This is a genomic window from Aureimonas sp. Leaf324, assembly GCF_001423245.1.
GTDB lineage: Bacteria > Pseudomonadota > Alphaproteobacteria > Rhizobiales > Rhizobiaceae > Aureimonas.
The window spans coordinates 557,666-581,989 of sequence record NZ_LMOH01000012.1 but is presented as its reverse complement, the minus strand read 5'-3'; the positions used below and the strand labels follow the sequence as shown (position 1 = coordinate 581,989).

General features: G+C 68.8%; 25 protein-coding genes. 23 read left to right on the top strand and 2 right to left on the bottom strand.

Going from position 1 to position 24,324, the window contains the following annotated elements:
- Window positions 1-41: 41 nt before the first annotated feature.
- From ASF65_RS10345 to ASF65_RS10235, 23 genes are all read left to right on the top strand, one after another.
- The gene (locus tag ASF65_RS10345) at window positions 42-1,550 is read left to right on the top strand and encodes a catalase (RefSeq protein ID WP_055889109.1); all 1,509 of its coding nucleotides are present in this window, start codon (window positions 42-44) and stop codon (window positions 1,548-1,550) included.
- A 125-nt stretch (window positions 1,551-1,675) separates the two neighbouring features.
- A complete protein-coding gene (locus tag ASF65_RS10340) occupies window positions 1,676-2,974 on the top strand; it encodes an RsmB/NOP family class I SAM-dependent RNA methyltransferase (RefSeq protein WP_055888581.1) in 1,299 nt (432 codons plus the stop codon).
- Window positions 2,974-3,423 (top strand): TspO/MBR family protein, encoded by a 450-nt coding sequence (locus ASF65_RS21370; protein WP_055888579.1) that lies wholly within the window; start codon window positions 2,974-2,976, stop codon window positions 3,421-3,423. The genes ASF65_RS10340 and ASF65_RS21370 overlap by 1 nt, the downstream gene beginning before the upstream one ends.
- On the top strand, window positions 3,420-4,058 hold the full coding sequence (locus ASF65_RS21365; protein ID WP_280137627.1) for a 5'-methylthioadenosine/S-adenosylhomocysteine nucleosidase: 639 nt from the start codon (window positions 3,420-3,422) through the stop codon (window positions 4,056-4,058). The genes ASF65_RS21370 and ASF65_RS21365 overlap by 4 nt, the downstream gene beginning before the upstream one ends.
- A 30-nt stretch (window positions 4,059-4,088) precedes the next feature.
- Window positions 4,089-5,645 (top strand): glutamine-hydrolyzing GMP synthase, encoded by a 1,557-nt coding sequence (guaA, locus tag ASF65_RS10325; protein WP_055888577.1) that lies wholly within the window; start codon window positions 4,089-4,091, stop codon window positions 5,643-5,645.
- Between the two features lie 221 nt (window positions 5,646-5,866).
- On the top strand, window positions 5,867-6,223 hold the full coding sequence (locus ASF65_RS10320) for an STAS domain-containing protein (protein WP_200940017.1): 357 nt from the start codon (window positions 5,867-5,869) through the stop codon (window positions 6,221-6,223).
- 67 nt (window positions 6,224-6,290) lie between these two features.
- Entirely contained in the window at window positions 6,291-6,755 is a 465-nt protein-coding gene (locus ASF65_RS10315) for a chemotaxis protein CheW (protein ID WP_055888575.1), read from the top strand.
- 31 nt (window positions 6,756-6,786) lie between these two features.
- Window positions 6,787-7,656, top strand: coding sequence for a protein-glutamate O-methyltransferase (locus ASF65_RS10310; RefSeq protein ID WP_055888572.1), 870 nt, complete (start codon window positions 6,787-6,789; stop codon window positions 7,654-7,656).
- 49 nt (window positions 7,657-7,705) lie between these two features.
- Window positions 7,706-8,716 (top strand): chemotaxis response regulator protein-glutamate methylesterase, encoded by a 1,011-nt coding sequence (locus ASF65_RS10305; RefSeq protein WP_055888571.1) that lies wholly within the window; start codon window positions 7,706-7,708, stop codon window positions 8,714-8,716.
- An 86-nt stretch (window positions 8,717-8,802) separates the two neighbouring features.
- Window positions 8,803-9,192, top strand: a complete 390-nt coding sequence (locus tag ASF65_RS10300) for a response regulator (protein WP_055888569.1) — start codon at window positions 8,803-8,805, stop codon at window positions 9,190-9,192.
- Complete coding sequence (locus ASF65_RS10295; protein WP_055888567.1) at window positions 9,189-9,761, top strand: chemotaxis protein CheD; 573 nt, start codon at window positions 9,189-9,191, stop codon at window positions 9,759-9,761. Before ASF65_RS10300 ends, ASF65_RS10295 begins: the two co-directional genes overlap by 4 nt.
- Window positions 9,762-9,789: 28 nt before the next feature.
- The gene (locus ASF65_RS10290; RefSeq protein WP_055888565.1) at window positions 9,790-10,107 is read left to right on the top strand and encodes a hypothetical protein; all 318 of its coding nucleotides are present in this window, start codon (window positions 9,790-9,792) and stop codon (window positions 10,105-10,107) included.
- 116 nt (window positions 10,108-10,223) lie between these two features.
- Entirely contained in the window at window positions 10,224-10,586 is a 363-nt protein-coding gene (locus tag ASF65_RS10285; protein ID WP_280137626.1) for a response regulator, read from the top strand.
- A gap of 53 nt (window positions 10,587-10,639) precedes the next feature.
- A complete protein-coding gene (locus tag ASF65_RS10280; protein ID WP_055888563.1) occupies window positions 10,640-12,868 on the top strand; it encodes a chemotaxis protein CheA in 2,229 nt (742 codons plus the stop codon).
- Between the two features lie 253 nt (window positions 12,869-13,121).
- On the top strand, window positions 13,122-15,065 hold the full coding sequence (locus ASF65_RS10275) for a methyl-accepting chemotaxis protein (RefSeq protein WP_082505392.1): 1,944 nt from the start codon (window positions 13,122-13,124) through the stop codon (window positions 15,063-15,065).
- Between the two features lie 256 nt (window positions 15,066-15,321).
- Complete coding sequence (locus ASF65_RS10270; protein WP_082505391.1) at window positions 15,322-16,131, top strand: tetratricopeptide repeat protein; 810 nt, start codon at window positions 15,322-15,324, stop codon at window positions 16,129-16,131.
- A gap of 19 nt (window positions 16,132-16,150) precedes the next feature.
- Window positions 16,151-17,560 (top strand): ribosome biogenesis GTPase Der, encoded by a 1,410-nt coding sequence (der, locus tag ASF65_RS10265; protein WP_055888559.1) that lies wholly within the window; start codon window positions 16,151-16,153, stop codon window positions 17,558-17,560.
- A 100-nt stretch (window positions 17,561-17,660) separates the two neighbouring features.
- A complete protein-coding gene (locus ASF65_RS10260) occupies window positions 17,661-18,815 on the top strand; it encodes a cell wall hydrolase (RefSeq protein WP_156369245.1) in 1,155 nt (384 codons plus the stop codon).
- A gap of 122 nt (window positions 18,816-18,937) precedes the next feature.
- Complete coding sequence (locus ASF65_RS10255) at window positions 18,938-19,279, top strand: AtpZ/AtpI family protein (RefSeq protein ID WP_055888554.1); 342 nt, start codon at window positions 18,938-18,940, stop codon at window positions 19,277-19,279.
- A 113-nt stretch (window positions 19,280-19,392) separates the two neighbouring features.
- Complete coding sequence (locus ASF65_RS10250) at window positions 19,393-20,142, top strand: F0F1 ATP synthase subunit A (protein WP_055888552.1); 750 nt, start codon at window positions 19,393-19,395, stop codon at window positions 20,140-20,142.
- Between the two features lie 74 nt (window positions 20,143-20,216).
- Window positions 20,217-20,441, top strand: coding sequence for a F0F1 ATP synthase subunit C (locus ASF65_RS10245; RefSeq protein ID WP_055888550.1), 225 nt, complete (start codon window positions 20,217-20,219; stop codon window positions 20,439-20,441).
- A 72-nt stretch (window positions 20,442-20,513) separates the two neighbouring features.
- Window positions 20,514-21,131, top strand: a complete 618-nt coding sequence (locus tag ASF65_RS10240; protein WP_055888548.1) for a F0F1 ATP synthase subunit B — start codon at window positions 20,514-20,516, stop codon at window positions 21,129-21,131.
- A gap of 11 nt (window positions 21,132-21,142) precedes the next feature.
- Entirely contained in the window at window positions 21,143-21,625 is a 483-nt protein-coding gene (locus ASF65_RS10235) for a F0F1 ATP synthase subunit B (RefSeq protein ID WP_055888546.1), read from the top strand.
- Window positions 21,626-22,242: 617 nt separating this feature from the next.
- On the opposite strand, the gene ASF65_RS10230 is transcribed toward ASF65_RS10235, so the two are convergent.
- The gene (locus ASF65_RS10230) at window positions 22,243-22,956 is read right to left on the bottom strand and encodes a ribonuclease HII (RefSeq protein WP_055888545.1); all 714 of its coding nucleotides are present in this window, start codon (window positions 22,954-22,956) and stop codon (window positions 22,243-22,245) included.
- Window positions 22,957-23,140: 184 nt separating this feature from the next.
- A complete protein-coding gene (locus tag ASF65_RS10225) occupies window positions 23,141-24,298 on the bottom strand; it encodes a PA0069 family radical SAM protein (protein ID WP_055888543.1) in 1,158 nt (385 codons plus the stop codon).
- Between the last annotated feature and the right edge of the window lie 26 nt (window positions 24,299-24,324).

Genomic DNA, 24,324 nt, shown 5'->3' with positions numbered 1-24,324 from the left:
TCGGATTGGAATGGCTCCAACTTCAGATCACGGAGGTTTCCATGACCGACAGACCGCGGCTCACGACGACGGCGGGCGCTCCGCTCTCCTCGAACCAGAACTCCAAGACCGTCGGCCGCAATGGACCGGTGCTGCTCGAGGACTACCAGCTGATCGAGAAGCTGGCGCACCAGAACCGCGAGCGGGTTCCCGAGCGCGTCGTCCACGCCAAGGGCTGGGGTGCCTTCGGCACGTTGACCGTGACCGAGGACATCACGCGCTACAGCCGGGCCAAGGTGTTCGCCAAGGTCGGCGGCAAGACCGAGATGCTGGCGCGCTTCTCGACGGTGGCCGGCGAGCAGGGCGCGGCGGATGCCGAGCGCGACGTGCGCGGCTTCTCGCTGAAGTTCTACACCGAGGAGGGCAACTGGGACGTCGTCGGCAACAACACGCCAGTGTTCTTCGTCGCCGACCCCTACAAGTTCCCGGACTTCATCCACACGCAGAAGCGCCACCCGCGCACCAACCTGCGCTCGGCGACCGCCATGTGGGACTTCTGGTCGCTCTGCCCGGAGTCGCTGCACCAGATCACGATCCTGATGTCGGACCGCGGCATCCCGGTCGACCCCTCCCGCATGAACGGCTACGGCTCGCACACGTTCTCGTTCTGGAACGATGGGGGCGAGCGCTTCTGGGTGAAGTTCCACTTCAAGACGAAGCAGGGTCACAAGACCTTCACCAACGAAGAAGCCGAGAAGGTCATCGCCAAGTCGCGCGAGAGCTACCAGGAAGCCCTCTACGGCATGATCGAAGCCGGTCAGTTCCCGAAGTGGGACTTCTTCGTGCAGATCATGCCGGAGATGGAAGCCGAGGACTTCGAGAAGAAGACCGGCTGGAGCGCGTTCGACCTCACCAAGGTCTGGCCGCACGGCATGTACCCGCTGATCAAGGTCGGCGAGTTCGAGCTGAACCGCAACCCGGACAACTACTTTACCGACATCGAACAGTCGGCCTTCAACCCGTCCAACGTGGTGCCGGGCATCGGCTTCTCGCCGGACAAGATGCTGCAGGGCCGCCTGTTCTCGTATCCGGACGCGCACCGCTACCGCATCGGCGTCCACTACGAGTCGCTCGAGGTCAACAAGCCGCGCTCGCCGGTGAACCACTACAACCGCGACGGTTCGATGCCCTTCGGCCTGCGCACCAACCCGGACGCCTACTACGAGCCCAACTCATTCGGCGGCCCGGTGGAGGACCCGAGCGTCGAGGAGCCGCCGCACCGCTACTCCGGCCAGGTCGGCCGCTACGAGTATCGCGGCGAGGCGGATCACTACAGCCAGCCGCGCGCGCTGTTCGAGATGTTCGACGACGGCCACAAGGAGCGCCTGTTCAAGACGATCGCGGGCGCGATGCAGGGCGTGCCGCAGTTCATCGTGGACCGCCAGCTCGGCCACTTCGACAAGGTGCACGCCGACTACGGCGCCGGCATCCGCCGGGCGCTCGCCGCGCAGCAGCGTGACGACGCGCAGGCGAGCCTGACCACCAGCCACTCGGCGGAAGCCGCCGAGTAAGGTCGAGATCCCATCGAGGTTGAGAAGGGCCGGGAGCGATCCTGGCCTTTTTCGCGTTCGGGCGCCGGCTTGTGATCGGCGGGCGGGCGCACTACCAAGCCGGAAGCAAACGGAGACGAGGTGTCATGCGGCTTGGCGGGCGGATCGCGGCGGCGGTCGAGGTGTTGGACGACATGGCCGCGCGCCGTCGCCCGGTGGCCGACGCGCTGAAGGACTGGGGCCTGTCCCATCGCTTCGCGGGCTCGGGCGACCGTTCGGCGATCGGCAATCTCGTCTACGACGTCCTGCGCCGTCGCCGCTCGCTGGCGCATCGCATGGGGACGGATGCGACGGCGTCGCTCGTCTTCGGCGCCTTTCTCGATTCGTCGGGCACGGGCGTCGCGGAGCTTCGTGCAACGCTCGACGGCGACCGCTTCGCGCCGCCGCTGCCCGACGACGAGATGCTGGAGCGCTGCCGCGAGAAGGGGCTTGAGGGCGCCGAGGCAGCGGCCGCGGCCGACGTGCCGGACTGGCTGGCGGGGCCACTCGAGGCCGCGCTGGGGCCTGACTGGGTCGCCGAGGCGCGGGCGCTGTCCGACCGGCCGCCGCTCGACATGCGCGTCAACACGCTGAAGGCCTCGCGCGCCGAGGTCGAGGCCGAACTCGCGCCCTTCGCGCCGGAGCCGACGCCGCTCTCGCCGGTCGGCCTGCGCATTCCCCCGATCGAGGGGGAGGGGCGGCATCCCAACGTGCAGGTCGAGCGGGGCTTCCAGCAGGGCGCCTTCGAGATCCAGGACGAGGGCTCGCAGATCGCGGCGCTCCTGTGCGGCGTCCGCCCGGGTGAGCGTGTTCTCGACTATTGCGCCGGGGCCGGCGGCAAGACGCTGGCGCTCGCTGCCGCGTCGGACAATCAGGCCGAGATCCACGCCTTCGATGCCGACCGCCAGCGCCTCGCACCGATCTGGGATCGCCTCGCGCGGGCCGGCGCCGATGCGGTGACGGTCCACGCCCCGCGCGACGATCTCTCGTCGCTGGAGGGCACGATGGACCTCGTGGTGGTCGATGCACCCTGCACGGGCGCCGGCACGTGGCGCCGCCGGCCGGATGCGAAATGGCGGCTCAGCGAGGCGCAGCTCGCCAAGCGAACCGCCGAGCAGGACAAGGTGCTGGACGCCGCCGCGCGCTTTGCCAAGCCCGGCGCCCGGCTCGCCTACATCACCTGTTCCGTCCTGCGGCCGGAGAATGCGGACCGCGTCGAGGCGTTTCTCGACCGCACGCCCGGCTGGCGGCTTGCGGATGGCGCGGCGGTCTGGTCCGAGCACCTGCCGGACGCGCCGCCCGCCTACCTCCTTGAGCGGATCGGCTCGGGATCGGTCCTGACGCTGACGCCGCGGCGCTCGGGCACCGACGGCTTCTTCTTCGCGCTTCTGGAGCGGGCATCGTGATGCGCTGGGTGAGCCTTCTCGTCTTCCTTGCGATTTCGCTCGGCGGCGGCCTCCTCGTCGGTGCCAGCAACATGCCGGACGACTGGTATCGCCATCTCGCCAAGCCCTGGTTCAATCCGCCCAACTGGGTCTTCGGGCCGGTATGGACGGTGCTTTATGTCCTGATCGCGGTCGCGGGCTGGCGCGCCTATCAGGCCGGCAACCGGCGGGCGCTGGTCGCCTGGGTCGTCCAGATGGCGCTGAACTTCCTCTGGTCGCCGCTCTTCTTCAGCGCCCATGCGATCCTGCCGGCGCTCGTGGTCATCCTCGGCATGCTCGCGGCGATCCTGACGTTTCTCGCGCGCACCGGCGCGCGCGACCGCGTCGCCTTCTGGTGCTTCGTGCCCTACGCGGTCTGGGTCTCCTACGCGACGCTTCTGAACGCCGCGATCTGGAGGCTGAACGGGTGACGGGAGAGACGGCGATCGAAACCTTCGGCGGCCGGCGCGTCCTCTTCGTGATGGCCGCACCCGCCGAATACGGCCCAGCGCTGCGCGCCCGCATCCGCCCTCTGATGACCGGCATCGGGCCGATCGAGGCGGCCGTCGCCGTCGCTTCCGCCCTGGCGACGCTCAAGCTCGGCGGCGGGTTGCCGGACCTCGTCGTCTCGCTCGGTTCGGCCGGATCGGCCAAGCTCGAGCAGGGCGCGATCTATCAGGCGTCCCACGTTTCGTGGCGCGACATCGACGCCAGCGCGCTCGGCTTTCCCAAGGGCGCGACGCCGCACCTCGACATGCCGGCGGAGATGCCGCTGGAGACGCCCATTCCCGGCGTACCGACCGCGCGTCTCTCCACCGGCGCCGACGTCGTCAGCGGCGCGGCCTATCGCGGGATCGACGCCGACATGGTCGACATGGAGACCTTCCCGATCCTGCGCGCCTGCCAAAGGCATGCGATCCCGCTCGTCGGCCTGCGCGGCATTTCCGACGGCGCGGCCGAACTCCACCGCTTCGACGACTGGACCGCCCTCCTGCCGATGATCGACGAGCGTCTGGCCGAGACGCTCGACCGGCTGGCGGACGCGCTGCAGACTCGAGCCCCTTGATTTCCGACGCTGCCTGACTAGAAGTCCGCCATGACCCAGCACCCCGACAACATCCTCATCGTCGATTTCGGCTCCCAGGTGACGCAGCTCATCGCGCGTCGCGTGCGCGAAGCCGGCGTCTATTCCGAGATCGTGCCGTTCCAATCGGCGGAAGAGGGCTTCCGGCGGCTGAAGCCGCGCGCCGTGATCCTGTCCGGCTCGCCGGCCTCGACCACGGAGGAGAACTCACCCCGCGCGCCGCAGGTCATCTTCGATGCGGGCGTGCCGGTGCTCGGCATCTGCTACGGCCAGCAGACGATGTGCGCGCAACTCGGCGGCAGGATCGAAGGCGGGCTGCACCGCGAGTTCGGCCGCGCCTTCCTCGAGGTGCAGAAGGGCTCGCCGCTCTTCGACGGGATCTGGGCCGAGGGCACGCGCCATCAGGTCTGGATGAGCCACGGCGACCGCGTGACCGCGCTGCCCAAGGGCTTCGAGATCGTCGCGACCTCGCCGGGCGCGCCGTTCGCCGCCATCGCCGACGAGGCCCGCCGCTTCTACGGCGTCCAGTTCCACCCGGAAGTGGTTCATACGCCGGACGGCGCCAAGCTGATCTCGAACTTCGTCCACCGCATCGCGGGCCTGCCCGGCGACTGGACCATGGCGGCCTTCCGCAGCCAAGCGGTCGAGGAGATCCGCGCCAAGGTCGGCAGCGCCAAGGTCATCTGCGGCCTGTCGGGCGGCGTCGATTCCTCGGTCGCGGCTCTCCTGATCCACGAGGCGATCGGCGATCAGCTGACCTGCATCTTCGTCGACCACGGCCTCCTGCGCATGGGCGAGGCGGAGGAGGTCGTCGGCATGTTCCGCGACCACTACAACATTCCGCTCGTCCACGTGCAGGCGCAGGACCTCTTCATCGGCGCGCTGGAAGGCGAGATGGACCCCGAGGTCAAGCGCAAGACGATCGGGCGTCTGTTCATCGAGACCTTCGAGGCGGAGGCCGCCAAGATCGGCGGCGCCGAGTTCCTCGCCCAGGGGACGCTCTATCCCGACGTCATCGAGAGCGTGTCCTTCACCGGCGGCCCATCGGTGACGATCAAGTCGCATCACAATGTGGGCGGTCTGCCCGAGCGCATGAACATGAAGCTCGTGGAGCCGCTGCGCGAGCTCTTCAAGGACGAGGTGCGCGAGCTCGGCCGCGAGCTCGGCCTGCCCGACCGCTTCGTCGGCCGCCATCCGTTCCCGGGCCCCGGCCTTGCCATCCGCTGCCCCGGCGGCGTGACGCGCGAGAAGCTCGACATCCTGCGCCGGGCCGACGCGATCTATCTCGACGAGATCCGCAAGGCGGGGCTCTACGATGCGATCTGGCAGGCCTTCGCCGTGCTCCTGCCGGTCCAGACGGTGGGCGTCATGGGTGACGGGCGCACCTACGAGTTCGTCTGCGCGCTGCGCGCCGTCACGTCGGTCGACGGCATGACCGCCGACTTCTACCCCTACGACATGGAATTCCTCGGCAACGCCGCGACGCGCATCATCAACGAGGTGCGCGGCATCAACCGCGTGGTCTACGACATCACCTCGAAGCCGCCCGGCACGATCGAGTGGGAATGATCCCGCCGCGCGGGACACGCCGAGGATGAGACGAGGGGTCGTCGCCGAAAGGCGGCGGCCCCTTTCTCTTGGCCGCACGAAACACTTGGCGACTCCGCAGGGCTCAAATGTTCGTCAATCTTTGCAGGATACAACTTTGAGGAACGGGAGGATTTCGGGTCCCGCGACCCTGAGCTCCTCGATCGGCATGCAGCCTGTGCAGGGGACGTGAGAGAGCCATGATGCCGCAAGAACTTGCTTCCGAGATCGACGCCGACGCGTTCGCGATGCCGTCGGCTGCGGCGCATGGCGAAGTGACGCTGGCGCCGGTTCTGGACCTGCGGGCCGCCCGGCCGCTCCACGCCGAACTTCTGCGCCTACGTGGCGACACGATCATCGTCGACGGCTCGCAGGTCGAGCGCATCGGTGCGCAGTGCGCCGCGATCCTCCTTTCGGCCGCGCGCAGCTGGGAATCCGACGGCCAGGAATTCAGCCTGGTCAACCCGTCGGACGCTCTCAGCCGCGGTCTCGAACTTCTCGGCATCGGGCTCCACGAAGTCGGCGGCATCGCCCCGGACTTCGGCGACATCGAGGCCTGACGCCACAGCCTTCCGACCGGCCCGCCCAGCGGACGCAACGCATCTTCGAGCCAGGGAACAGACGAACATGAGCAAGTCGCACGAGGCGGAGCGCGCACGCGAACTGATCGCCTTTCGCGTCGCCGACCAGGAATTCTGCGTCGACATCACGTCGGTGCGCGAGATCCGCGGCTTTGCGGCGGCGACGCCTCTGCCGCACACGCCGGGCTTCGTGACCGGCGTCATCAACCTGCGCGGCGCGGTGCTGCCAATCGTCGACCTGTCGCTGCGCCTCGGCTTCGGCCCGACGGAGCCGACGGCCCGCTCGGTCATCATCGTCGTCATGGTCGGCAACCAGCTCGTCGGCCTCCTCGTCGACGCGGTGTCGGACATCCTGACCGTCGTGGACGAGAACCTGCAGCCGACGCCGGACCTTGCATCCGAGATCGCCCGCAGCTTCGTGCGCGGCGTCATCGCGCTGGAAGGCCGCATGATCTCGCTGATCAGCCCGGAGAGCGTCCTGCCGCCGTCGGCAGAGAACCTCGCGGCCTGAGGCGGGCGGAACAGGGCTCGGGAGGCCATCCATGTCGCGAATCCTGCCGGGCGCCACGGCGCAGTCCGAGACGGTCCAGCCGACCGGCGAGTTCGAGCTGACGCAGAAGGACTTCCTGCGCATCGCCAAGATCCTCTACGAGGACTCCGGCATCGCGTTGCCGGACAGCAAGATGGCGCTGGTCTATTCGCGCCTCGCCAAGCGCCTGCGCGCGCTCGGCATGCAGAGCTTCCGCCAGTATTGCGAGCACGTCTCGGGCTCGGAAGGGGCCGGCGAGCGCATGACGATGCTCGCGGCGCTCACCACCAACGTCACGCATTTCTTCCGCGAGATGCACCATTTCGAACACCTGCGGACCGACCTCCTGCCGCCGCTGCTCGACGCGGCGAAGCGCGGCGGGCGGGTGCGCATCTGGTCGGCCGGCTGCTCCAACGGCCACGAGCCCTATTCGATCGCGCTCACCATCCTCGGGATGATGCCGGACGCGGCGAACTACGACATCCGCATCCTCGCCTCCGACATCGATCCCAACGTCGTCGCCTTCGGGCGCGCCGGCATCTACGACGATGCTGCCGTCCAGCCGGTGCCGATGGAGCTGCGCCGCCGCTGGTTCCAGCGCAGCGGCAACGGCCATTCGGTCAGCGAGGAGATGCGCACGCTGGTCTCCTTCCGGGAACTCAACCTCATCGGCGAATGGCCGATGAAGAACGGCTTCCAGGCGATCTTCTGCCGTAACGTGACGATCTACTTCGACGAGCCGACGCGCCAGAAGATCTGGAGTCGTTTCATGAAGTATCTCGAGCCCTCCGGCGTTCTCTACATCGGCCATTCCGAGCGCCTCACCGGATCGGCGTCCGACCAGCTCACCCTCGTCGGAACGACCACGTACCGCCGGACCTGACACGCGTTTCGTCGGTCCGCTCAAGCTTCCAGACCGCGAGCACCGTTCCATGTCCACCACGCGAGTTCTCGTCGTCGACGATTCCGCCACCATGCGCGCCCTGATCCGGCACTCGCTGGCCGCGGATCCGCAGATCGAGATCGTCGGCGAGGCGGCCGATCCGATGCAGGCGCGCCAGGCGATCAAGGCGCTGGACCCCGACGTCGTCACGCTCGACATCGAGATGCCGGGGATGAACGGCCTCGAATTCCTCGACAAGATCATGCGGCTGCGGCCGACCCCGGTGATCATGGTCTCGACGCTGACGCAGCCGGGGCAGGCCGCGACCATCGAGGCGCTGCGGCTCGGCGCCTTCGAATGCGTCGCCAAGCCGAGCGGCATGGGCGGGCGCGATACGCTGGCGCAGCTGCCGGCGCTGGTGCACGAGGCCAAGCGCGCCAAGACGCAGATCGCGGGCAGCCGCGACCGTCAGATCTCGGCGCCCCAGACCGCCCATCACGACTGGCCCGACCTCATTGGCATCGGCTCGTCGACAGGCGGCGTCGAGGTGCTGATCGCGCTGCTCGCGCAGTTTCCGGCCGACACGCCGCCGGTGTTGATCGTCCAGCACCTGCCGGCGACCTTCACCGCCTCGTTCGCCGCCCGTCTCGACCGCGCGTCGCCGGCCCATGTGGTGGAAGCGCGCTCGGGCGAGCCGATCCTGCCGGGCCATGTCTATCTCGCGCCCGGCGGGCGTCATCTCAGCGTCCGGCGCAGCGGCGCGAAGCTGATCACGGCGCTCGGTGACGAGGACCCGGTGCAGGGGCACCGGCCGTCCGTCGACGTCCTGTTCCATTCGATCGCGAAGGCCTGCGAGGGCCGGGTGACGGGGGCGATCCTGACCGGCATGGGCCGCGACGGCGCGGACGGGCTTCTGGCCATGCGCCGCAAGGGCTTCCGCACGCTCGCCCAGGACGAGGCAACCTCGCTGGTCTACGGCATGCCGCGCGTCGCCTGGGAGATCGGGGCCGCCGAGAAGCGCGTGCCGATCGGCGGCATGGCCAAGGCGATCTTCCACTGAAGCAAGGTAGGCTTCGGTTTGAATGAATCCTTCAGTTTTCTACGAGATGATCAATCTCGGAATTTTCGAACAGGGAACGGCGTGCCATGAGTTTCGTACAGCATCTCAAAGTGATGATCGTTGACGACCATCGGACCAGCCGCCTCCTGATCTACGAGGCGCTGACGCAGCTCGGCATCACGCAGGTCGTCTACGCAGTGGACGGCGAGCAGGCGCTGAAGCAGATGATGGCGACGCCCTGCCATATCGTCATCTCCGACTTCAACATGCCCAAGCTCGACGGCATCCAGCTCCTCAAGGCGCTGCGCTCCTACGGGCCGACGAAGAAGACGCCGTTCTTCATCCTCACCGGCAAGGGCGACCGCGCGCTGGTGCAGCAGGCCGCCGCCGCCGGTGCCAACAACATCCTGGCCAAGCCCATCACGGTTCCCGTGCTGCGCAAGACCCTCGAAGCGGTGCTCGGTCCCCTGCAATGAGCCTGACGTCGCTCTCCCCCGCGTCCGCCCCGTCGGATCGCCTGCGCATCAACCTGATCCAGGGGGAGGCCCAGGTCGACGACCGGCCCAACGTCGTGTTCACCACGCTTCTGGGATCGTGCATCGCCGCCTGCATCCGCGACCCCGGCGCCGGGGTCGGTGGCATGAACCACTTTCTCCTGCCGGGCGACGGCATGGGCTCGTCCTCGACGAGCATGCAGAGCTACGGGCTCTACCTGATGGAGCTCCTCGTCAACGGCCTTCTCAAGAAGGGCGCGCGCAAGCATGCGCTCGAGGCCAAGCTCTTCGGCGGCGCCCGCACGATGGTCGGCCTGTCCGACATCGGTGCCAAGAACGCGAGCTTCGCCAAGCGTTTCCTGGAGCTCGAAGGCATCGCATACAGCGGCGGCAGCCTCGGCGGCACGCAGGGGCGGCGCATCGAGTTCTGGCCGGTCAGCGGCCGCGCGCGGCAGATCCTGATGGAGCCGAGCGACAAGGCCATGCCGAAGATCATGGCGCCTCCGCCCGTCGTGGCGCCCGCCTCCGGCGGCGATCTCGAACTCTTCTGAGGACCTGGACGGCATGACCGGAAGTGCGATGTCCGCCCACCTCCTTCTGGACCGCCTCGCGGACGAACTGGCCCGGCTCACGGCCGCCGCCACGCGCCTCGAAGGACTGATCGCGCCGGTCGGCCTCGGCCCCGACGCGATGATCGTGGCGCAGAGCCACGACCTCCTCAGCCAGACGATCGCCGAGCTCGAAGGCTTCGTGCGCACCAGCGCGCCGGCGTTTGCGGGCGGTCCGGAACACGAGCTTCAGGGGCCGCTCTCGGCGATCCGCCTGTCGGCGCTCGCCACGCGCCTCTGCGGCCTCACGGAAGCCGAAGTGCAGTCGGGCGACCTCGACCTGTTCTAGCTCTCGGCAGAAACGAAGTTCCAGGTCCACCGTGTCAACGTCGGACTTGTTCACGAAGAAGAAATTTCTGCAGACTACAGTAAACCTATGACACCGATTTCAGAAAGGAACCGGTCGTGAAGACGATCTTGACCGTAGATGACTCGCGGACGATGCGCGACATGTTGCGGGCGGCGCTCGCCGGCGCCGGCTTCGACGTGGTGCAGGCAGAGGACGGCGTCCACGGCCTGGAGGTTCTGGCCGGCTGCGATCCCGACGTGATCGTGACCGACGTCAACATGCCCCGCATGGACGGCCTCACCTTCATCGAGCAGCTGCGCGCCAATGCCGACAAGCGGGCGATCCCGGTTCTGGTGCTCACCACCGAGAACGACGCGCAGAAGAAGGCCCGCGCCAAGGCCGCCGGCGCCACCGGCTGGATCGTCAAGCCGTTCGATCCGAAGAAGCTCGTCGACGCCATCAACCGCGTCGCCCCGTAACGATCCGACCGCCCGCCGCACCCCGTTCGAAGCCGCAGTCAAGGGACCCGTCCATGGACACGATGGCCGCCATTCGCGCCACCTTCTTCGAGGAGTGCGCCGAGCAGCTCCAGGAACTGGAGGCGGGCCTCCTCGCCATGGAAGGCGGCCAGACGGATTCGGAAACGGTCAACGCCGTGTTCCGCGCCGTGCACTCGATCAAGGGCGGCGCGGGTGCCTTCAACCTCGACGCGCTGGTGCAGTTCGCCCATGCCTTCGAGACCGTGCTCGACCTCGTGCGATCCGAGCGGCTCGAGGCCGACCAGGGCGTGGTCCGCGTGCTGCTGCGCTCGGCCGACGTCCTGACCGATCTCGTCATCGCCGCCCGCGACGGCGGGACGGTCGATCCCGCCCGCCCGCAGGCGCTGATGGCCGATCTGTCGGTGCTCGCCGGCGGCGGCGGTCATGCGGCGGCGGCACCCGCTCAGCCGGTGGCGATCGCCATGCCGGTCGAAGAGGACGTCGACTTCGTTCCCGTCGCCGTCGACTTCAGCGACATGTTCGCGGCCGCCGGCCAGGACGTCACCTTCCGCGTCCGCGTCCAGCCCAAGCCCTCGCTCTACGAGCACGCCAACGACGCCGCCCGCCTGATCCGCGAGACGATGGCGCTCGGCACCGGCTCGGTCACCTGCCACTCCGACGAACTGCCCGACCTTGCCGAACTGGAGCCGGAAGGCGCCGCCCTGTCCTGGACGCTGGAGATCACGACCGCCGCCGGCGAGTCCGCGATCCACGAGATCTACGAGTTCGTCGAGGGCGACTGCGACGTCACCGTCGAGCGCGTCGACGACGAGGCGCCCCAGCTCAGCGGCGAGGACCTCGACGCGCAGATGGCCGCGCTTCTCGGCTCGATCGGCGGAGGCAACTCCGTCCCTTTCGTCGATGAGCTTGCCCAGGCGGAACCGCTTGAGCAGGCTCGCCCCAATGTCGTCGCGCTGACGCCGCCTGCTCCGTCGGCGCCGCCTGCCGCCGCACCTGCTGCCGCGACGGCCGCCCCGGCCGCCGGCTCGGACGCCGGCGCCGACAAGGGCACGCCGGCCGGCCCGGTTCCGACCATCCGCGTCGATCTCGAACGCGTCGATCGCCTGATCGACCTCGTCGGCGAGCTCGTCATCCATCAGGTGATGCTGTCGCAGCGCGTGATGCAGGCGGGCCTGACCCGCGCGTCCGACATCGCCATCGGCCTCGACGAGCTCGAGCAGCTGACCCGCGAGATGCAGGACAGCGTCATGGCGATCCGCGCGCAGCCCGTGAAGTCGGTGTTCCAGAAGCTGCCGCGCCTTGTGCGCGAGGTGGCCGAGCGCACCGGCAAGAGCGTCCGGCTGGTGACGGAAGGCGAGTACACCGAGGTCGACAAGACCGTCATCGAGCGCCTGTCCGACCCGCTGACCCACATGATCCGCAACGCGATCGACCACGGGCTGGAGACGCCCGAGGGCCGCATCGCCGCCGGCAAGCCGACCGAGGGTGTCGTGCGCGTCGCCGCGATGCACCGCTCGGGGCGCATCGTGATCGAGATCTCCGACGACGGCGCGGGCATCAACCGCAAGGCCGTCTTCGACATCGCCGTCGCCAAGGGCCTCGTCCCGGCCGACTCGCAGCTGTCGGACGACGAGCTCGACAACCTCGTCTTCCTGCCGGGCTTCTCGACCAAGAAGGAAGTGTCCGAACTGTCCGGCCGCGGCGTCGGCATGGACGTCGTCAAGCGCTCGATCCAGGCGCTCGGCGGCCGCGTGTCGATCACCTCGCGCCCCGGCAAGGGCTCGCTCTTCTCCATGAGCCTGCCGCTGACGCTGGCGGTCCTCGACGGCATGATCGTCTCGTGCGGCGAGCACACGCTCGTCGTGCCGATGACCGCGATCATCGAGACGCTGCGCCCGAAGCAGAACGAGGTGAAGCCCTTCGGCGGCGACCAGCGCGTCATCAACGTGCGCGACAGCTTCCTGCCGCTGATCGACGTGTCGCGCCAGCTCGGCTACCGCCGCGACGCGACGGATGCGATGGCGGGCGTCGCCATCCTCGTCGAGGCCGAGAACGGCCAGCGCTCCGCGCTCCTCGTCGACAGCATCCAGGGCCAGCGCCAGGTCGTCATCAAGAGCCTCGAGGCCAACTACGGCCGCGTCGCCGGCATCGCCGCCGCGACGATCCTCGGCGACGGCCGCGTGGCGCTCATCCTCGACATCGACGCCGTGGCCGCCTCCACCCGCTTCGAGAACGGCATCGCCGCGATGGCCGCCGAATAGCCGGCGGCACACGACGGGACGACCCCATCACGCGACGCCGCCGGCTCTCACCGGCGGCGTCGTCGTGTCTCGTGCACGCGGCGCCACGGTCGGCATCGTACCCGCCGACGAAAGCTGTCGTCGACCTGTCGGTCCTTCGACGTCTTCAGGATTTCCTATCGATTGGCGTGCTTATCTTCCGGGCAACCTGACCCGGATCGCGGCATCGAGGAGCCGTTCCGCGGTGTCGTCCCCTCGCATCGAGCCGAGCCCCATGAAGCTGTCCAATATCTCGATCGGCAAGAAGATCATGGCAAGCTTTGCCGCCATGGTCGTCGGGTCCGCCATCATGGGCACCGTCGTCTACGGCACCATGACCTCGATCGAGGACGCGCGTCGGTCGCGCCTCGTGGTGGCGGACAGCATCAACGACGCGATGTTCCTGCGCTTCCTCGTGACCCGCCAGGAGAACTCGGCGCGCGGCTACATCCTCGTGCCGTCCGACGAGATGGCCCAGAAGGTCTCCAAGCACTATGCGAACTTCAAGAAGACCGCGGCCGAACTCGACGCGACATCGCTCGACCCGGCCATCAAGCAGCATTTCCGCGATGCCGCAGCGAGCATGGACGTCTGGCAGAAGGAGATCGCCCAGGTCGCCCTGAAGCTTGCGTCGGACCCGGCGACGATCGCTCAGGCCGGGCCGTTCATACGGTCCGACAAGGCCGACACGCTGATCGATCCGATCGAGACCCACATCGATACGGCGGTCGACACCATGAGGACGCAGGCGGCCTCGCTCGCCGATGTCCAGCAGAAGGCCTACCGGCAGGGGATCGTCCAGATCCTCGTCGCGATCGGCCTGCTTCTGGGCGCGGCATGCCTTCTGGGATGGATGCTGATCCGCACGATCGCCACGCCCGTCGCCCGTTTGCGCAAGGTCATGGGCGAACTGGCCAAGGGCCAGCGCGACGTCGCCGTTCCCTCGCTCGACCGGGGCGACGAGATCGGCCAGATGGCCGGCACGGTGGAAACCTTCCGACAGGCCGCCGTGGAGCAGGCCCGCCTGGAAGCGGAGGCCTCCGCGCTCCGCGCCTCGCAGGCCGCCGAGCGCGAGCGCGTCGCCGCCGCCGAGCGGGCGTCGAAGGCGGAACTCCAGGCCTTCGTCGACAGCGTGCAGGGCGGCTTCTCGCGCCTGTCGGACGGCGACCTGACGGTGCGCATCGATCAGCCGGTGGCCGAGCGCTACCAGCCGATCCGCGATCAGTTCAACGCCTCGGTGGAGCGCCTCGAAGGGACGATGGGTTCGGTGGTAAATGCAATCGGATCGCTGCGCACCGGGCTCGGCGAGATCAACGCCGCCTCGAACGACCTGTCGCAGCGCACCGAGCAGCAGGCCGCCAGCCTCGAGGAGACCGTCGCCGCGCTCGCCGAGGTGACGCGCGCCGTCGACGAAACCGCGCAAGGGGCCGGCCGCGCGCTGACCTCGGCCGAGAGCGCCAACCGCAACGCGGCCAAGGGCGGCGAGATCGTCGGCCGAGCGATCACCGCCATGCGCGCCATCGAGGAATCGTCCGAGAAGATCGGCCGCATCATCGGCGTGATCGACGAGATCGCCTTCCAGACCAACCTTCTGGCGCTGAACGCCGGCGTCGAAGCCGCGCGTGCCGGCGAGGCCGGCCGGGGCTTTGCCGTCGTCGCGCAGGAGGTGCGAGGCCTCGCCCAGCGCTCGGCGGAAGCCGCCAAGGAGATCAAGGGGCTCATCTCGGCGTCCGGCACGCAGGTCGAGGCCGGCGTCGAACTTGTCACCGCCTCGGGGCGCAGCCTCGACGAGATCATCGCGGAGGTGGGCGAGGTGAGCCGCACGGTGGCCGAGATCGCGACCCGCACGCGCGAGCAGGCCATCTCGCTGAAGGAGGTGAAGACCGCGGCCGACCAGATGGACAAGGTGACCCAGCAGAACGCCGCGATGGTCGAGCAGGCGACCGCCGCCGCGCAGACGCTCGCCACCGAGACCGACGAGCTCGCCCGCCTCATCGGTGAGTTCAAGCTCTTCTCCTCGCAGGGGCATGCGACGCAGACCCAGCGCGCCGTTCGCCGCGAGGCGCCTCGCGCCGCGCCCGCGCCATCCGCCCGCCCGGTCGTCCAGATGCGCAGCCAGGGGAGGAGCGGGGTCGCACCCGCTCCCGCGACGTCCGCCGACGACTGGGAAGAGTTCTGACCCCGGCGGGCCTGCGGCCGCTCCATCGATCGAACAAGGGCGCAGGCCACGATCCCCGCGCCCTTCTTGCGTTCAGGCCCCGCCGATCCCAGACGGTCGACGCCGCGTTCCGGCGCGGCCCGAGGGGAGTGCGCGCCGCGGAAAACCGCATGCGACCGGCCGATGGCTTCCTTCGCGGGGAAAAATCGTTCAAAAGCGCAGGCCTATCCGGCCCGGCCATGCCGGCCACCCGATCCAGCGCCAAGGTTGAGCGTCCATGAGCAATGACACATTCGTTCGCGAGGTGAACGAGGAGCTTCGTCAGGAGCGTGTCCGCGCGTTGTGGATCCGCTACGGCACGGCCGCCGTGATCGTCTCGGTGCTGATCGTGCTCGGCGTCGCCGGCTACGTTCTCTGGCAGCGCTATCAAGCGGGCGTCGCGGCCGCCGACGGCGACCGGCTTCTCCAGGCGACGGCGCTCTACTCGGAGGGCAAGACGAAGGAGGGGAACACCATCCTCGACGGTCTCTCGCAGAACGGCGTCGGCGCCTACCCAGCGCTCGCGCGCATGCGGCTCGCCGAAGCGCGCGTCGCCGACGATCCCGCAGCGGCCGTCGCCGCCTTCGACGAGGTGGCCAACACGTCCGGCGCGCCGCAGGGCCTGCGCGACATGGCCGCCGTGCGCGCGGCCTATCTTCTCGTCGATCACGGTTCGCTCGCCGATGTGCGCGCCCGCGTCGAACGCCTCACCGGCGATGCGGAACCGCTGCGCTTCCCCGCGCGCGAGGCGTTGGGGCTCGCCGCCTGGAAGGCGCAGGATATCGAAACCGCCCGCACGATGTTCGACCAGCTGCAGGAAGACCTCGGCGCCCCGAACGGCATCCGCCGCCGCGCCGGCCTGATGCAGGAGCTGATCGCGGCCTCGACGCCCGCCGCGCCCACAGCGACGCCGGCCGCGCCCGTCACCGAAACCCCCGCAGCGGCCCCGGATGCCGCACCCACCGCTCCCGCGGCGCCGGCCCCCGCGGCCCCCGCCGCGCCGGCCGAGGCGCCTGCGCCGGCAGCGCCTGCCCAGCCCCCGGCCTGACGGGAGCCACGAGGACACCATGGTCACCATCGCCATCATCGGTCGGCCGAACGTCGGCAAGTCCACCCTGTTCAACCGGCTGGTCGGGCGCAAGCTCGCGCTGGTGGACGACCGGCCGGGCGTCACGCGCGACCGGCGCGAGGGGGAGGCGCGCCTGCTCGACCTCGACTTCCGCGTCATCGACACGGCCGGTCTCGAGGAGGCGGGCGCCGACACGCTGGAAGGGCGCATGCGCGCCCAGACCGAGCTGGCGATCCAGGACGCCGACCTGTCCCTCTTCGTGGTGGATGCCAAGGCCGGCGTCACGCCGCAGGACGAGACGTTCGGCGATCTCCTGCGCCGCCGGGGCAAGCCGGTGATCCTCGTCGCCAACAAGGCCGAGGCGCGCGGCTCGGACACGGGCTTCTACGACGCCTTCTCGCTCGGCCTCGGCCAGCCCTGCGCCATCTCGGCCGAGCACGGCGAAGGCATGGGTGACCTGCGCGATGCGATCGTCGAGGCGCTGGGGATCGAGGCCTTCGAGGACCCCGATGCCGCCGACGCCGATCCGGATGCCGAGATCGAGTTCGACGAGGACGGCGAGCCGATCGAGCGCTACGACGCGACGAAGCCGCTCAACATCGCGATCGTCGGCCGCCCGAACGCCGGCAAGTCGACGCTCGTCAACCGCTTCCTCGGCGAGGACCGGCTGCTGACGGGCCCCGAGGCCGGCATCACGCGCGATTCGATCTCGGTCGAGTGGGAGTGGCGCGGTCGCCGCGTGAAGATGTTCGACACCGCCGGCATGCGCCGCCGGGCGCGCGTGCAGGAGAAGCTGGAGAAGCTGTCGGTCGCCGACGCGCTGCGCGCCATCCGCTTCGCCGAGGTCGTCGTGATCGTCTTCGACGTGACGATCCCCTTCGAGAAGCAGGACCTGACGCTGGTCGATCTCATCGCGCGCGAGGGCCGGGCGCCGGTTCTCGCCTTCAACAAATGGGACCTCGTCGAGGATCGCCAGGCGGTGCTGGCGGACCTGCGCGAGAAGACCGAGCGTCTCCTGCCGCAGGTGCGCGGCGTCAAGGCCGTCACCGTCGCGGGTGCGACCGGCGAGGGGCTCGACCGCCTGATGAAGGCGATCACCGAGACCCACGAGACCTGGAACCGGCGCATCTCCACCGCCAAGCTCAACCAGTGGCTCGAGCGCATGGTCTCGCACCATCCGCCCCCCGCGGTCTCGGGCCGGCGCGTCAACATCAAGTACATGACGCAGATCAAGACCCGCCCGCCGACCTTCATCCTCCACACGTCGCGACCCGAAGCGGTGGGCACGGCCTACACGCGCTACCTCGTCAACGGCCTGCGCGAGCAGTTCGGCCTCGCCGGCATCCCGATCCGCATGATGATGCGCAAGTCCGATAACCCCTACGCGCACAAGGCCAAGAAGTTCTGACGGACGAGGGCGGCAGCGGCCGCCCGTCCGGCTCATTAACTTTCCGATAAGGTTAATGAGCGATGATCGTCTTCCGATGGAACCCATGCGGAAGCCGGTCATGAGAACAGCGAAGCACGGCGCCCGCAGGGCGGACCGAAGATCCGCCGCACGCCGCGCCGCGTTTCGTCGCACGATCCTGTCGATCGGTGCCGCGCTTCTGATTCTCCCCGCCCTGCCGACCACGCTGCCGAACGCCGACCTGTCGGCGGCCGGGGCGCCGGACGATCTGGCCGGCCCTCTCCTCACGCTCTCCGCCTTCGCCGGCAATCCCGGCTTCGACGATGGCGATGCCGATCTCGTGGCGCAGCCGGCCGACGGCTCGGTGTTCGTGCGCGACGGCTCGGCCCGCATTCCCGCCGAGCGGGGAGGGCGCGTCGGCCCCCGGCCGCTCGCCGCCGTGCAGCCGAAGTTCGCGGCCGGCGCCATCGTCGCCGCGACCAACCTTCTGCGTCCGGGCCTCGCCATGGGCGACGACGAGATGCGCACCGCGCTCGCCGGCCCGATGCCGTTCGGCGGGCCGACGCGCGTCGCGGCCTTCCGCCGCAGCGGCGCGGAGGCAGGCGTGTCCGCGACGCCGGATCCCGTCCCGGTCGCCGCGCGCCGCGACAAGCCCGCGTCCGACGCCATTCCCGCCGGCAAGGTCGACGCCTTGCAGACGCTGGCGGCCTATGCGCCCGAATCCCAGCCCGGGCATTCCAGCCTCTTCGACGCCGTGCTCCATCCGCAGGGGCAGGACTTCATTCCGCCGATCTCGCCGAAGGACCATTCCTGGGCCGCCTCGATCCTGCCGGCGTCCTCCTTCACCGAGAAAGAACAGACTTGCCTCGCCAACGGCATCTATTTCGAGGCGCGCGGCGAGACCGAGAAGGGTCAGGCGGCGGTCGCGCAGGTGATCCTCAACCGCGTGCGCAATCCCGCCTATCCGAAGACGATCTGCGGCGTCGTCTACCAGAACCAGGACTGGAAGAATCGCTGCCAGTTCTCGTTCGCCTGCGACGGCGTGAAGGACGTCATCTGGAACAAGCGCGCCTACGGCACCGCCAAGCGGATCGCCGACGAGGTAACGCGCGGCAAGACGTGGCTGCCCGAAGTCGGCTCGGCGACCCACTATCATGCGACTTACGTCCGGCCCCGCTGGGCGAAGACCATGCAGAAGGTCGACAAGATCGGCCTGCACGTCTTCTATCGCACCTACGGCGGCGGCTGGCGCTGACGCCCTGTCGCCAAGCGCCCGCCTGCCTTAGATGCGGGGAGGGCACCGGCATCTTGCCGGACACGGCGAAGTGAAGGATGCGGCGGCCGGGAGGCTTGCCGCTCCCGGCAGGGCGACACGCGATGAACGACGACAGCGACAAGACCGACGCCGAGCGCGCCGCCGACCGCGCCCGCCTGCAGGCCCGCCTCGACCACTTCAAGGCGACGCAGAAGACGCTCCTGCCCGAGACCGACGGCAAGCCCGGTTCCATGCAGGGCATGGCGCAGGGGCTGAAGATCGCCAGCGAGTTCATCGCCGGCGTCGTCGTCGGCGCGGTGATCGGCTACGGCATCGACCAGCTTTTCGGAACGACGCCCTTCGGATTGATCGTCTTCCTGCTTCTCGGCTTCGCTGCCGGCGTCCTCAACGTCATCCGTTCGGCCAGCCAGCCGACCCCGCCGAGCGATCCCCCTTCACGATAAGTGGATCGCACGGGGACAGAGCAGGCATTTCGCCCCGGAGGGTGTTGCGAAGCGCGGTTCAGGACGCTATGGCAGTCTCGCTCCGAGAGGGCGAGCATAAGAGGACCAAGCGTTTGGCGAACGATCCCCTTCATCAGTTTCAGATTTCTCGGCTGGTTCCGATCGAAATCGGCGGGGTCGATTTCTCGTTCACCAATTCTTCGTTGTTCATGGTCGCGACTGTCGCGGTCGCCACGGGCTTCCTGTATTGGTCGACCCGCGGGCGCGGACTGGTGCCGAGCCGCTCGCAGTCGGTCTCGGAACTCTCCTACGAATTCATCGCCAGCATGCTGCGCGACGCGGCGGGATCGAAGGGGATGAAGTTCTTCCCCCTCGTGTTCTCGCTCTTCATGTTCATCCTGGTGGCGAACCTCCTCGGGATGTTCCCGTATTTCTTCACCGTGACCAGCCACCTGATCGTCACCTTCGCGCTGGCGCTGCTCGTGATCGGCACGGTGGTCGTCGCCGGCATCAAGGGCCATGGCCTCGGCTGGTTCAAGGTCTTCGTCCCCTCCGGCGTTCCGGCGGCCGTCGTGCCCTTCGTGGTGCTGATCGAGATCATCTCGTTCCTGTCGCGCCCGGTCTCGCTCTCGGTTCGTCTCTTCGCCAACATGCTGGCGGGCCACATCACGCTCAAGGTCTTCGCGGGCTTCGTGACCTCGCTCGGCGCGCTCGGCGCGGTGGGCGTGGGCGGCGCGATCCTGCCGCTGCTCATGACCGTCGGCATCACGGCGCTCGAATTCCTCGTGGCGTTCCTGCAGGCCTACGTCTTCGCGGTCCTGACCTGCATGTACCTCAACGACGCGGTCCACGTTCACCACTGACCGCATCCCCTCGTCGCGCGGCCGTCTCGGTCGCGGGCCTCAATCCCCCGCACGATCCACTAAAGGAGTTTCTCATGGACGCGGAAGCTGCACGTTACATCGGCGCTGGTCTGGCTTGCTTCGGCATGGCCGGCACGGCCCTCGCGCTCGGCAACATCTTCTCGAGCTTCCTCACCGGCGCGCTGCGCAACCCGTCGGCTGCCGACGGCCAGTTCGGCCGCCTGATCTTCGGCTTCGCCGTCACGGAAGCTCTGGGCATCTTCTCGCTGCTCATCGCGCTGCTGCTGCTCTTCGTCTAATCTCAAGTTCTTGGGATTGTGCAGCCGGCCGCCCCGGACGGGGCGGCCGGACCCGTATCATCGGAGTAGGACATGTTCGTCACCGAAGCTTTCGCGCAGACAGAGGGTGCGCCTGATGGGCATGGAACGCCGTTGACCACCGCTCCCGCTCCCCAGACCGCGGAAGCCATCGGCGTGCCCGAGGGCGCGCACGAAGCGGGCGGTACCTTCCCGCCGCTGAACCCCGAATTCTTCGCCTCGCAGATCCTGTGGCTGGCGATCAGTTTCGGCGTCTTCTACTACGTCCTGTCGAAGACGATCATCCCGCGCATCGCCTCGGTTCTCGAGAACCGCCGCGAGCGCATCGCCGCCGATCTCGAGGCGGCCGAGCGCATGCGCGCCGATGCCGACGAGGCCCAGGCCGCCTACGAGCAGGAGCTCGCCAGCGCCCGCGCCAACTCGCAGAAGATCGCCGGCGAGGCGCGCGATTCGGCCCGCTCCAGCGCCGACACCGAGCGCAAGCGCATCGAGGGCGAACTCGACGCCAAGCTCGAGACGGCGCAGGCCCGCATCGCCGAGATCAAGGCCCGCGCGCTCGCCGACGTCGACACGATCGCGACCGATGCGGCCGAGGCCATCCTGACCGAACTGACCGGTGCCAGCGTCTCGCACGACGAGGTCGCCAACGCCGTTCGCGCCGTTCGCGCCTGAGGAGCTGAACCATGGCATTCGACGCAACATTCTGGGCGCTGATCGGCCTCATCCTCTTCCTCGCCGTCGTGATGTACTTCAAGGCGCCGGCGATGGCCGCCCGCTCGCTCGACAGCCGCGCCAAGCGGATCGAGAACGAGATGGAGGAGGCCCGCGAGCTGAAGGAAGAGGCCAAGCGCCAGCTGGCCGACTACCAGCGCCGCCGCCGCGAGGCGGAGGCCGAAGCCCGCGAGATCGTCGCCAGCGCGCAGCGCGAGGCCGCCGGCCTCGTCGAGGAAGCCCGCATCAAGAGCGAGGAATACGTCGCTCGCCGCACGCAGGTCGCCGAGCAGAAGATCGCCCAGGCCGAAGCCGACGCGATCGCCGAGGTCCGCGCCTCCGCCGTCAACATCGCGATCGATGCCGCCACCCGCGTCATCGCCGAGCGTCACCTCGGCACCGACGGCCAGATGACCGAGCGCTCCATCGAGGAAGTGCGCCGCCGCCTCAACTGAGCGCCGCGTAGGACCGAGCAGAACAAGCCGCCCTCCGGGGCGGCTTTTTTGCGTTTTGAGGCCTGTCGGGTTGTAGACCAGATCCTCCTGAGCGACACCGCAGCCTGAACGGCACGAACCGCCTCCCACTGCGGCCTTGTCGTGCCCGGAAGTGGACATTCGTTTGGCTCGCCGAAACGACGTGATCCGCTGCCACTCAGTGTTGTCGGTGCATTCTATGGAGAACCGATAGCCGACGCCGTGACGCGGGAGCCTCTGAGCAACGCTGCAGCGAGACCGCCGTCGTCGGCAAGTCCAGCACCATGGCGTCACGCCAGGCGGTCGACCCGCTCGCGACCGCCGGCCTCAGTCGGCGTGCACCAGTCTCCCCGCAAGCGGAGCGAAGCTGCGGCGATGGTGGATGCAGGGGCCAACCGCCTTGATGTCCGTTCGCTTCGCTCGCTGAAATGACACGACCGCCTCCGCGCAGTGTTGCGAGTGCATCTTTCCGAAGGATGACAACGGAAGCGGTCGCGCAGCAGTCACACTGCGACGTCGCAGCGAACAGGCCGCCGTCCTCGGCTAGTCGAGGTCGATGGCGTCCCGCCGCGCGTTCGATCCGCCTACGACCGCCGACCTTAGCCAGCGCGCGCCAGGCGGGCCGCGATCGGTGCGAAGCTGCGGCGGTGGTGGATGCAGGGGCCGGCCACCTCGATAGCCGCAAGATGCGCGGCCGTCCCGTAGCCCATGTGCCGGCCGAAACCGTAGGCCGGATGGACGTCGCAGAGTGCCGACATCATCCGGTCGCGCGTCACCTTGGCGATGATCGAAGCGGCAGCGATCGAAAGCGAGCGCGCGTCGCCGCCGATGACGGCCGTCGCCGGGCAGGCAAGGCGCGGCGGCACATCGCGCCCGTCGACGAGCGCATGCGCCGGCGGAACGGCAAGGCCCGCCAGCGCCCGGCGCATGGCGTTCAGCGTCGCCTGCCGGATGTTGACCCGGTCGATCTCCGGCGCGCCGGCCGTGCCGACACCGACCTCGGCGGTCTGGAGGATCGCCTCGTAGAGCCGTTCGCGCTCGACGGGCTTCAGCTTCTTGGAATCGTCGAGACCTTGCGGCAATCGCCTGAAATCGAGGATCACGGCCGCCGCGACCACCGGACCGGCCAGCGGCCCGCGTCCCGCTTCGTCGATGCCGGCGACCCGCCCGTGCCCGAGCGTCATGAGATGCCGCTCGATCGCGTCGTTCGGCCCCGGCTCATCCGAGCGGGGCAGCACGAGGCCGGGGGCGAAGAGGGTGGGGAGCGAAGGATCGGAGGAACGGCGAGTCATCGTGCGGCGAACCTCGCGCATTCTCCGATCCTTCTCAAGCCCGGCGGCGGGTTGGCGGACCGCCGGGCTCTTCTGTGACGGCGGCGGACCGGGGAGGCCGCCGACGTCGGTCGTCCGGATGCGGCCCCGGACGATCGATGGGAAGGCCCGCAAGCCTCCCGGTGCTGTCAGCGTCCGGCGCAAGCGCCCGGACGGCTCGTCACGTTCAGAGCAGCGAGAGCTGCACGCCGCCGCCTTTCGGCGCGCGAAAGAGGTCGCTGCGCAGCGTCGAGCGCTCGAGGTTCAACGAAAGACGCTTGGCGGCCAGTTCGAAGCGGCGCTTGATCTGCTGCGCGTAAGGCCCCTTGCCGGTCATCCGCTGGCCCCATTCGGGATCGTAGTCCTTGCCGTCGCGCATCGAGCGCAGGAGCGCCATCACGTGACGGTAGCGGTTGGGATAGTGGCGCAGCAGCCAGTCCTTGAAGAGCGGCGACACTTCGAGCGGCAGGCGCAGGAGCACGTAGCCGACCTCCTTCGCGCCGGCTTCGGCCGCCGCCTCCAGAAGCCGCTCGATCTCCGAGTCCGTCAGGCCGGGAATGATCGGCGCGGTCATCACCATGGTCGGGATGCCCGCCTCGGTCAGCTGGCGCACCGCGTCGAAGCGCTTGGGCGGGGTGGCCGCCCGCGGCTCCATCAGGCGCGCCAGCTGGCGGTCCATCGTCGTGACGGACATGGCGACCCGCGCGAGCCCCTTGGCCGCCATGCGCTGGAGAATGTCGATGTCGCGCGTCACCAGCGCCGACTTCGTCACGATGCCAACCGGGTGGTTCGCCCGCTCCAGCACCTCGAGGATCTCGCGCATGATCCCCCGCGTCTTCTCGATCGGCTGGTAGGGGTCGGTGTTGGTGCCGATCGCGATCGAGCGCGGCTCGTAGCCGGGCTTGGAGAGCTCGTCTTCCAGAAGCTCGGCGGCGTTCGGCTTGGCGAAGAGCTTGGATTCGAAGTCGAGGCCGGGCGACAGGCCCATATAGGCGTGGCTCGGCCGCGCGAAGCAGTATACGCAGCCGTGCTCGCAGCCGCGATAGGGGTTCACCGAGCGGTCGAAGGAAATGTCGGGCGACTGGTTACGCGTGATGATCGTGCGCGCCGCCTCGTTCTGTACCTCGGTGCGGAACGGCGGCAGCTCGTCGATCGTCGCCCAGCCGTCGTCGAAGGCGGTCCGCGCGAAGGGCTCGAAGCGGCCGGACGGGTTCATCCCCGCGCCGCGACCGCGCCGCCGGTCGAACCCGACGCGCAGGCCCGACTGGTTCAGCATGTGGTTCGCGATGTCGACGCCGCGGACCGGGCCGTGCGCGGCGCGGTCGATGCTTCGGATCTCGGACATGGGATTGGGTTCCCTCGGATACGATC

Bases quoted from the DNA above. Each gene is read 5' to 3' on its own strand.
- ASF65_RS10300 (WP_055888569.1), top strand. From the start codon at position 8,803: ATGAGTTTCGTACAGCATCTCAAAGTGATGATCGTTGACGACCATCGG.
- ASF65_RS10270 (WP_082505391.1), top strand. From the start codon at position 15,322: ATGAGCAATGACACATTCGTTCGCGAGGTGAACGAGGAGCTTCGTCAG.
- ASF65_RS10290 (WP_055888565.1), top strand. From the start codon at position 9,790: ATGTCCGCCCACCTCCTTCTGGACCGCCTCGCGGACGAACTGGCCCGG.
- ASF65_RS10280 (WP_055888563.1), top strand. From the start codon at position 10,640: ATGGACACGATGGCCGCCATTCGCGCCACCTTCTTCGAGGAGTGCGCC.
- ASF65_RS10245 (WP_055888550.1), top strand. From the start codon at position 20,217: ATGGACGCGGAAGCTGCACGTTACATCGGCGCTGGTCTGGCTTGCTTC.
- ASF65_RS10320 (WP_200940017.1), top strand. From the start codon at position 5,867: ATGCCGCAAGAACTTGCTTCCGAGATCGACGCCGACGCGTTCGCGATG.
- guaA (WP_055888577.1), top strand. From the start codon at position 4,089: ATGACCCAGCACCCCGACAACATCCTCATCGTCGATTTCGGCTCCCAG.
- ASF65_RS10225 (WP_055888543.1), bottom strand. From the start codon at position 24,298: ATGTCCGAGATCCGAAGCATCGACCGCGCCGCGCACGGCCCGGTCCGC.
- ASF65_RS10255 (WP_055888554.1), top strand. From the start codon at position 18,938: ATGAACGACGACAGCGACAAGACCGACGCCGAGCGCGCCGCCGACCGC.
- ASF65_RS10230 (WP_055888545.1), bottom strand. From the start codon at position 22,956: ATGCGCGAGGTTCGCCGCACGATGACTCGCCGTTCCTCCGATCCTTCG.
- ASF65_RS10305 (WP_055888571.1), top strand. From the start codon at position 7,706: ATGTCCACCACGCGAGTTCTCGTCGTCGACGATTCCGCCACCATGCGC.
- der (WP_055888559.1), top strand. From the start codon at position 16,151: ATGGTCACCATCGCCATCATCGGTCGGCCGAACGTCGGCAAGTCCACC.
- ASF65_RS10275 (WP_082505392.1), top strand. From the start codon at position 13,122: ATGAAGCTGTCCAATATCTCGATCGGCAAGAAGATCATGGCAAGCTTT.
- ASF65_RS21370 (WP_055888579.1), top strand. From the start codon at position 2,974: ATGCGCTGGGTGAGCCTTCTCGTCTTCCTTGCGATTTCGCTCGGCGGC.
- ASF65_RS10345 (WP_055889109.1), top strand. From the start codon at position 42: ATGACCGACAGACCGCGGCTCACGACGACGGCGGGCGCTCCGCTCTCC.
- ASF65_RS10315 (WP_055888575.1), top strand. From the start codon at position 6,291: ATGAGCAAGTCGCACGAGGCGGAGCGCGCACGCGAACTGATCGCCTTT.
- ASF65_RS10310 (WP_055888572.1), top strand. From the start codon at position 6,787: ATGTCGCGAATCCTGCCGGGCGCCACGGCGCAGTCCGAGACGGTCCAG.
- ASF65_RS10295 (WP_055888567.1), top strand. From the start codon at position 9,189: ATGAGCCTGACGTCGCTCTCCCCCGCGTCCGCCCCGTCGGATCGCCTG.
- ASF65_RS10235 (WP_055888546.1), top strand. From the start codon at position 21,143: ATGGCATTCGACGCAACATTCTGGGCGCTGATCGGCCTCATCCTCTTC.
- ASF65_RS10260 (WP_156369245.1), top strand. From the start codon at position 17,661: ATGAGAACAGCGAAGCACGGCGCCCGCAGGGCGGACCGAAGATCCGCC.
- ASF65_RS10240 (WP_055888548.1), top strand. From the start codon at position 20,514: ATGTTCGTCACCGAAGCTTTCGCGCAGACAGAGGGTGCGCCTGATGGG.
- ASF65_RS10340 (WP_055888581.1), top strand. From the start codon at position 1,676: ATGCGGCTTGGCGGGCGGATCGCGGCGGCGGTCGAGGTGTTGGACGAC.